At 35.9% G+C, this 8,475-nt stretch carries 7 protein-coding genes; 3 read left to right on the forward strand and 4 right to left on the reverse strand.

The window, feature by feature from the left end; all coding sequences use genetic code 11:
* Window positions 1-2 precede the first annotated feature (2 nt).
* From QLH32_RS06290 to QLH32_RS06300, 3 genes are read left to right on the forward strand one after another with little or no spacing between them, the layout of a single operon-like run.
* Entirely contained in the window at window positions 3-2,171 is a 2,169-nt protein-coding gene (locus QLH32_RS06290; RefSeq protein WP_283268701.1) for a site-2 protease family protein, read from the forward strand.
* Window positions 2,164-4,164 (forward strand): preprotein translocase subunit SecA, encoded by a 2,001-nt coding sequence (locus QLH32_RS06295; RefSeq protein ID WP_283268702.1) that lies wholly within the window; start codon window positions 2,164-2,166, stop codon window positions 4,162-4,164. Before QLH32_RS06290 ends, QLH32_RS06295 begins: the two co-directional genes overlap by 8 nt.
* Window positions 4,165-4,971 carry an efflux RND transporter periplasmic adaptor subunit gene (locus QLH32_RS06300; protein ID WP_283268703.1) on the forward strand — a complete coding sequence of 269 codons (807 nt, stop codon included), beginning with the start codon at window positions 4,165-4,167 and terminating at the stop codon, window positions 4,969-4,971. It abuts the gene before it with no gap.
* Between the two features lie 74 nt (window positions 4,972-5,045).
* Here the strand turns inward: QLH32_RS06300 and QLH32_RS06305 are convergent, their stop codons facing one another.
* The 4 genes from QLH32_RS06305 to QLH32_RS06320 form a co-directional block, all read right to left on the reverse strand.
* Window positions 5,046-5,543 (reverse strand): hypothetical protein, encoded by a 498-nt coding sequence (locus QLH32_RS06305; protein WP_283268705.1) that lies wholly within the window; start codon window positions 5,541-5,543, stop codon window positions 5,046-5,048.
* Between the two features lie 196 nt (window positions 5,544-5,739).
* On the reverse strand, window positions 5,740-5,907 hold the full coding sequence (locus QLH32_RS06310) for a hypothetical protein (RefSeq protein WP_283268707.1): 168 nt from the start codon (window positions 5,905-5,907) through the stop codon (window positions 5,740-5,742).
* A gap of 186 nt (window positions 5,908-6,093) precedes the next feature.
* Complete coding sequence (locus QLH32_RS06315; protein WP_283268709.1) at window positions 6,094-7,206, reverse strand: hypothetical protein; 1,113 nt, start codon at window positions 7,204-7,206, stop codon at window positions 6,094-6,096.
* Between the two features lie 91 nt (window positions 7,207-7,297).
* Window positions 7,298-8,401, reverse strand: coding sequence for a hypothetical protein (locus tag QLH32_RS06320; RefSeq protein WP_283268710.1), 1,104 nt, complete (start codon window positions 8,399-8,401; stop codon window positions 7,298-7,300).
* Window positions 8,402-8,475 lie beyond the last annotated feature (74 nt).

Genomic DNA, 8,475 nt, shown 5'->3' on the forward strand with positions numbered 1-8,475 from the left:
CAATGCAAAGCCTGTTTTCGGAGCACTGGCATCTTGTTCGCCATCTAAAACCACAATTACGGCAAAATGTAGAAGTTTTACCGCGTACTCTACGAGGTCGGGCTTGGTTTTTACTGTTTGAACCGATGTCACAGCGCTTTGTCCGAGTGAATCCTGAAACATGGTATGTGATTACCTTATTAGATGGTCAGTCCAATGTTGAGCAAATATGGGACAAGGCGGCTGAATATATTGAACAGCAAAATATCAATCTCAATAAACAATATCGGGCGATTAGTCAAAATGAATTGGTACAATTACTGACCCAACTCTATAACAACGATTTATTGCAGACTGAAGTATCTTTCGATTCAGAAGAAATGTTTAAACGCTTTAAGAAGCATAAATTTAATAAATTAAAACAGTCTTTCTTAAATCCAATTAGTTTAAAGCTTCCTCTGGTTTATCCTGATGCATTTTTTGATCGGTTCAAATCTCTTGCTCAAGCCATCTTTAGTATCTGGGCATTGTTATTCTGGATCATCATTGTTAGTCCAGCACTATTACTGCTTGCCGAACATTGGCAAAGTCTAACCAATAACCTGTCAGATCGAGTGCTATCGACTAGTAATCTTTTTATTCTCTGGCTCACTTATCCCATTGTTAAACTGATCCACGAATTTGCCCATGGCTTAGCCATCAAAGCCTGGAATGGCAATGTTCGGGAAATGGGACTGATGTTTATCCTGTTTATTCCAATTCCTTATGTTGATGCAACCTCCTCTTATCATTTTATTTCTAAATGGCAACGGATCGCAGTATCCATTGCTGGAATATTAACGGAGTTATTGCTTGGTGCAGTTGCCATCTATCTTTGGGTATCCACTGAATCTGGGCTGGTCCATGCCTTTGCCTATAATGTAATCTTTATCGCAACTGTTTCAACCGTATTGGTGAATGGTAATCCACTCATGCGTTATGACGGTTATTATATTTTGTCTGACCTACTCGAAATTCCCAATCTGGCAGGTCGGGCAACAAAATATTGGGTTTATTTATCAGACCGTTATATTTTTGGTGCAAAAACAGCACACCCTCCTTATGCAGCAGAAAATGAGCGATTTTGGCTTATTAGTTATGGTCTGATCTCTCCAGTCTATCGCATCATGATTATGGTGGGCTTAATTTGGTTTGTCGCTCAAAAATACTTCTTCTTTGGTGTGATACTTGCCATTATTTCTGGATTTATGACCATTATTTTACCTCTCTATAAAGGGATTAAACACATTTATCAAGGAGCAACCTTGTCAAAATATCGTGATCAGGCAATCCGACGTTTATGGTGGATCATTGCCACCATCATTGTTATTTTGTTTGTTGTCCCTTTTCCGTTTTACAGTACCCAACAAGCAATCGTTTGGTTACCTGAAGAATCCATTATTCGAGCCAACGAATCAGGACATATCCAGAAAATTGATTTTAAGACCCATCAAATCCAACAAAACCAGATACTCTTTCAACTTTCCAACCCTGACCTTGTTGAAAAATATGAATTACAAAAACTACAGGTTGAGGAGCTGGATTATAAACTGAGACAGGCTTCCCTTGATGATTTATCAGAACGTAAAAAGCTGGAGTATCAAAAGCAAGGTGCAGTACAACAACTCCAGCAATATCAATATAAAATTAACCAACTTGAGGTCAATAGTGCCATTGCTGGAAAATGGTTTGCCAAAGATGCGATTGAACTCAATCAACGCTACTATAAACGTGGTGATATTATTGGTTATGTCATTAACCAACCTGCTCAAATTGTTCGTAGCGCAGTCTTACAACAGGATTATGATTTAATTCATACTCGCTTAAAAGGAATTGAAATCCGTTTTAAAAATCACTTTGACACCATTTATACAGGCAAAATCATTAGAAGCACGCCACAAACCCAAAAGAAATTATTATCTTCTGCGTTGGGGAGCCAGGCAGGTGGAAATATTACGGTTGATCCAAATGATCAGGAAGGTACAACCGCTTTACAGAATTATTTTGATCTAGACATTCAACTCTCCCAACCTTTGGATTCCTCGGTTTTTGGTGATGTCGCCTATGTTCGTTATGACTTGGGCTATTCTCCTCTGGCATGGCAATGGACCAGAAAATTGCGTCAATTATTTTTGGAGCAGTTCTATGTCTAATCTGCGTGCCATCCAGAATATGTCACTGCGCCCTTTCTATTTATCCAATGTGGCACGGATAGAACAAAAAGATCAGGAATTGCATAAATTTGAAATTTTCTTTGCCAACCTTTTAGGCTGGATTCCTGCCAAAAAGATTTCCAGAAAACATGTGCAAAAGTTTGCACAAGCGATTGCCCCATATCGTGATGAGTTAAGGCAACTTGACCAGACCCAACTCGTGCACAAGTTTCAACATGCGATTCAGTTATTGTCTACGGAATCTTCACATCACCAATCTATTGCCCTGATATTTGCTTGCGTGGGTGAGGCAATTTCTCGTGTCTTTAATATCTATCCGCATCCAGTACAGTTTATGGGGACCTATATTTTACTGACAGGCCGTCTTGCAGAAATGCCAACTGGAGAAGGTAAAACGCTGGTTGCTGGTATGGCAGCCACGATCATGGCAGCAACAGGTAATTTTGTGCATGTACTCACCACCAATGCTTATTTAGCCCAACGTGATGAGGAGGAACTCCGCCCCTTATTCCAGTTCTTTCAACTGAGTAGTGGTGCAATTTATGGTGAAATGGAAATTCCTGAAAGAAAAGAAAATTATCATCAACAGATTTGTTATGTGAGTGCCAACGAGATTGTTTTTGATTATTTAAAGGATCATATTTCTGGCAAAGGAACACAGCCTAGACAAATTGAAAATCTTCGTTCGTTGGCGACTGGGCAAGTTTCTGAGGATACAATGATTGTTCCCGCTCTACATTTCTGTATTGTGGATGAAGCGGATAGTGTCTTTATTGATGAAGCCCAAACGCCCATGGTGATTTCGCAAGAAGCGGAGGGGCTTATTGAAGCTTCAATCATCCATTGGGCGATTGAACAGGCAAGGCAACTGATTCCCGAAGTTGATTTTACCATGCTAGAGGCTGAGCACCATGTTGATATCGAACGTATTCCTACAGATAAGGAAGTCCCCCTACCTCAAGATGTACGCCCAATCTGGTATAACCATGCATGGAAAATGTTGCTGATTAAACAGGCCCTAACTGCCCTACACCTCTACCATAAAGACCAGCATTATATTATTCAGGACAATAAAATTCAGATTGTAGATGAATCTACAGGTCGGATTATGGCTGACCGCTCATGGGAACAAGGTTTACATCAACTGATTGAAGCAAAGGAAAATGTTGAACTGACTAAAGGACGAGATACCTTAGCCCGAATGACCTTTCAGCGTTTTTTTAGACGATACCTGCTTTTATCAGGACTCACAGGCACTGGGCTGGAAGTTTCACGGGAACTCTGGATGATCTATCGTTTAAAAGTTTGCCAAATTCCCCCCAATATTCCCTCAAAGCGCAGACAGTTTAAACACCGTTATTTTAAAAGCAACCATGAAAAATACACAGCGATTGCGCAACATGCCAAAGCAATGGCTAATGCCAAACGTTCAGTTCTTGTCGGCACACGTAGCATTGAAGCATCAGAGGCTATTTCAGAAGCCCTGACCCAACTGAATATTGAGCATATTGTGTTAAATGCTCGGCAAGATGCACAGGAGGCAGCGATTATTGCTGAGGCTGGCCATAGTGGAAAAATTACCGTCGCAACCAATATGGCAGGTCGTGGCACAGATATTAAGCTACGTCCAGAAACCAAACAGGCAGGCGGACTGCATGTTGTTTTGACTGAGTTCCATGAATCAGCGCGAATTGATCGACAACTCTATGGCCGAGCTGGTCGTCAAGGTGACCAAGGTTCTTGTGTTGCCTATGTTTCAGGTGAAGATCAACTGATGCAACAAAACATTCAGTGGTTTATTTATGTACTGAATCTCATCCCTATTGTTGTATTACGGCATTATCTGTTGACACTTGCAGTCAAGCACATGCAAAAAAAATGTCAGAAACGAGCTTACCGTAACCGTATCGCCATGTTTAAACAAGATAAAAAATTAAATTCTCAAATTGGTTTTGCAGGAAAAATTTATTAAATGAAATACGCCCTCCTCTTTATCGCTACCGTCACTTATTCGGCACCTGCCCTTGCAGAAACATTGAGTTTTGCCTGTATGGTACAGCCTGCACAAATTGTGGAAATACGGAGTCCCATTACAGGTATTTTACAAAGTATTCCTGTAAAGGCAGGCAGTCAGATTAAAAAAGGTCAGGTGCTGGCACAAATAGAATCCAGTGTAGAAAAGTCCGCAAGCCAAACCGCCTACTATCGCACCCAGTTACGTGGCTCTGCCAATACCGCACGTTCTAAAATCGAACATGCAGAAAGCAAGGTACAACGTATGAAACAGTTACTGGCTGAGAATTTTGTATCCCGTCAGGCATATGATGATGCCTATAGTGAGTTACAACAGGCCCGATCTGAACTACAAACCGCACAGGAAAGTATTAAGCAAGCTGAGTATGAATATAAGCAAAGTCAGGCTGATTTAAACCGTAGAACGATTTATAGCCCATTTAATGGTGTAGTCGTACAACAGTATATTTATGCTGGTAGTTTGGTAAACCCAACTGAAGGAAAAAATCCGATTTTAAAAATTGCTCAAACAGATCAATTTAAAGTCAATGCGATTATTCCTTTAAAGTACTTTAATACAATTAAAAAAGGTCAGAAAGTAAAGATCGTTCCAGAAACGCCTTTTGAAAAGTTTGCAGCCATTATTCAACTTGATCATGTCGATCAAGTCATTGATGCCAGTTCTGGAACTTTTAGTACAGGTGCAACTATAAAAAGTAGCAGTGTAAAATTCCCGAGTGGAATCCGTTGTAAGATGTATTTATAATAGAAAAGCACTTCTTTTTTATATAATATCTTAGATATTTAAAAAAAAGAAGTGCTAAAATTTATATCAAAATATTAAATACATAATTGTTGAATTTTAATATAAGGATGTGAACTGATAAAATTTATCGGATTTCCTAATAATTCAACCACATTTCCTGAACTTAAGGTAGCCATTGATGTAGTGACTAATACATTGTTATTATTCTTGTATACAGCCACCTTAAAACCTGTCACATGATTTGGATATTTTTGCTTAACATTCTGATATCTTGTATAAACTGAATTCCAAGTATTATTAGGTACATTTATAAAAAAATCCTGTAGGTTATCTATAGTATAGTTTGAAAAATCCAGATTAAGATCGAATTGATTTTGATATCTACTAATAGGATATATATAATTGAATACTCCAGCATTTGGAGTAGGTGCAGCTAATCGCACATTACCACATGTAGGATTAGGGAAACTTCCATTTGCAAGAGTACCTACATCCTGCCATGTGGCAGCCGATGTATAACCACATAACATGAGAGTAGAACTAACAATAAGACTTTTTAATATTTTAGTCATGATTTTCACTTAAGATTGTTTTTGAGAGACTATTATATATAAAAAAATTAAAATTGGTATATTTATTAAAAAAATCCCCAATATTAATAAAGTGTAAAACAATTATATTAACATAATTAAAAATATTAATTTAGATAAACTAAAAGCACTATTAAATATAAAGAAATCTGTTATGGATTATTTTAATCTAATCGAATTATAAATTACCATTACAATAATTAAAGTAATCAGGATATAGTTTTTTATCAGTAAATACTGTGGCTCGGCTATAGCCTGTCAATTCCAGCTTGATACACTCCGAGCCATCATTCTGATCATTGCTATGTGCAGCAATAATTAGTAGATAGATAGTTTTTCCAACCATGACGTAGACCTGATTCGCTGTTGAGGTATAAGTTTCGACTAAACAAAATCAGGATAGTGCTACCTCGTATCCCAGATATAAAATAATGAGGACATTTTCTATTCCTTTTAAAACTATTAAAACCCTAATAAAATACAAAAATGAGCTATTAAATAACTCATTTTTATAAAAATCTATCAAATAATTTTAGGCTATAATACTATTATATCTTTTCTCAACTTCTTCGTACAATTTCTCTATTGTCCAATTAGCAAGATGAGGTAGAGCTTTAGCTCCTCTTTCAACATAAGATAAAGCTTCCTGAATTAGTTGATCATATAGAGGATCATTTAAGTATTTAGCGAAAGCCAGCCGATTTACTACTGCATTACCTCTTATATATTTTTTTTCATCACCATGATTAATCCACTGATTTAATGTTTCTAAATCTTTGTGTTGTTCAGCATCATAAATTAAAAAACCATAAATTTGTTTAAAAATACTTTCAAGCTGTTTAGGGTGTGTTATCGCCAAGGGTTTACCCTCAACCCCATGCAGTTCTGGTATATATTGTAGGGTAAAATCTTTAATCGGATGTTGTCTAAGAATAGTAAAAGCCTTATCTTCAGAAACTTGAATATAACTGCTTAAAGAAACATGAGAATAACCTAGTTCATATTTAGATAAATTTGATGCAGTTACTATAAGAATTTTTTCATATATATTTTGACTAAAATCTCTATACAAACCGAACCCTTGATTATTCTGATTTTTTTCTTTATCCCAAAAACCCAATATATTTTCATTTTCCTTTAACCACTGATGATAGAACTGAACCAATTTATCCTGACTGGCTGGTAATACTTTAAACTGGCTTAACTGATCTTTGGTAATGGGTTGAACTGTACTTAACCAGCGTTGAATACTGTTCTGTTTTGGAAATATTTTATCTTTACTGAAGAAAATATAAGCCCCTGCATCAAAGCCTACCACATCATATTTTATAATCGCTTCAACAACAACTTTATATAAATATTGACTTTTTTCAAAGAAATAGCGATCTATATCCAACACATTCTCTTGTGTTGGCACAATATATCCCTCTGCATTATCAAAAAAATCTATAATATCCTGATCAAAGTTTTCTGAAAGTTCTGGGTCAGTCACTATTTTAATAATAGCACGTAAACATTGTTCTAGATTATCGCTGTATCCTTTATTCTGTGGATGAGTTGCATAATACTCGGCCTGTTCCAAATCGTTAATTTCAACATCAGGATGGTGCTGCCTTGCATCCCAAATATAAAATAATGAGGACATTTTCTATTCCTTTTAAAACTATTAAAATTCTAATAAAATACAAAAATTAACTATTAAGTAACTAATTTTTATAAAAATCCACTAACTAAATTTAGGATATGACATCATTATATCTTCTTTCAACTTCTTCATATACTCCCTCAACCGCCATATCCTTATAATATTCATCTTTTAAAATAAAAGGTAATGCTTCCTGCACTAATTCATCATACAGAGGATCATTTAAGTATTTAGCAAAGGCCAATCGATTAAATACGGATCCACCTGTAATATAATATTTCTCATCACCATGATTGAGCCACTGGTTTAAAGTTTCTAAATCTTTATGTTGTTCAGCATCATAAATTAAAAAATCATAAATTTGCTTAAAAATACTTTCAAGCTGTTTAGGATGTGTTATTGCCAAGGGCTTGCCCTCAACTCCATGCAGTTCTGGTATATATTGTAAAGTAAAACCTTTAATAAAATGTTCTCTACGAATCCAAAAGGCTTTATTCTCGGAATACTGGATATAACTACTCAATGAGACTTTTGAGAAGCCCAGCTCATATTTAGATAAATTTGATGCAGTTACTATAAGAATTCTTTCATATATACTTTTATCAAAATCCCTATGAAAACCAAACTTATTATTATATTGATTTTTTTTTTCTATTTCGAAGAATCCTAATATATTTTCATGCTGTACCAACCACTTATCTGAAAAATCTACCAATTTATTTTTATTAGCTGGCAACGCTTTAAACTGGCTTAACTGATCTTTGGTAATGGGTTGAACTGTATCTAGCCAGCGTTGAATACTGGTCTGTTTCGGAAATATCTTATCTTTACTGAAAAAAATATAAGCCCCTGCATCAAAGCCTACTACATCATATTTCATAATCGCTTCAACAACGATTTTATATAAATATTGACTTTTTTCAAAGAAATAACGATCTATATCCAACACATTCTCTTGTGTTGGCACAATATATCCCTCTGCATTATCAAAAAAATCTATAATATCCTGATCAAAGTTTTCTGAAAGTTCTGGGTCAGTCACTATTTTAATAATAGCACGTAAACATTGTTCTAGATTCTCGCTATATCCTATATTCTGTGGATGAGTTGCATAATACTCGGCCTGTTCCAAATCGTTAATTTCAACATCAGGATGGTGCTGTTTTGCATCCCAAACATAAAATGATGAGGACATTTTCTATTCCTTTTAAGATTATTAGGTTTAAAAACCAAGAGTAAGGGGGAAACATTTCCCCTTACTCTTATTCA

It is taken from the genome of Acinetobacter corruptisaponis (assembly GCF_030053775.1).
GTDB lineage: Bacteria > Pseudomonadota > Gammaproteobacteria > Pseudomonadales > Moraxellaceae > Acinetobacter > Acinetobacter corruptisaponis.

Bases quoted from the DNA above. Each gene is read 5' to 3' on its own strand.
- QLH32_RS06290 (WP_283268701.1), top strand. From the start codon at position 3: ATGCAAAGCCTGTTTTCGGAGCACTGGCATCTTGTTCGCCATCTAAAA.
- QLH32_RS06295 (WP_283268702.1), top strand. From the start codon at position 2,164: ATGTCTAATCTGCGTGCCATCCAGAATATGTCACTGCGCCCTTTCTAT.
- QLH32_RS06300 (WP_283268703.1), top strand. From the start codon at position 4,165: ATGAAATACGCCCTCCTCTTTATCGCTACCGTCACTTATTCGGCACCT.
- QLH32_RS06305 (WP_283268705.1), bottom strand. From the start codon at position 5,543: ATGACTAAAATATTAAAAAGTCTTATTGTTAGTTCTACTCTCATGTTA.
- QLH32_RS06310 (WP_283268707.1), bottom strand. From the start codon at position 5,907: ATGGTTGGAAAAACTATCTATCTACTAATTATTGCTGCACATAGCAAT.
- QLH32_RS06315 (WP_283268709.1), bottom strand. From the start codon at position 7,206: ATGTCCTCATTATTTTATATTTGGGATGCAAGGCAGCACCATCCTGAT.
- QLH32_RS06320 (WP_283268710.1), bottom strand. From the start codon at position 8,401: ATGTCCTCATCATTTTATGTTTGGGATGCAAAACAGCACCATCCTGAT.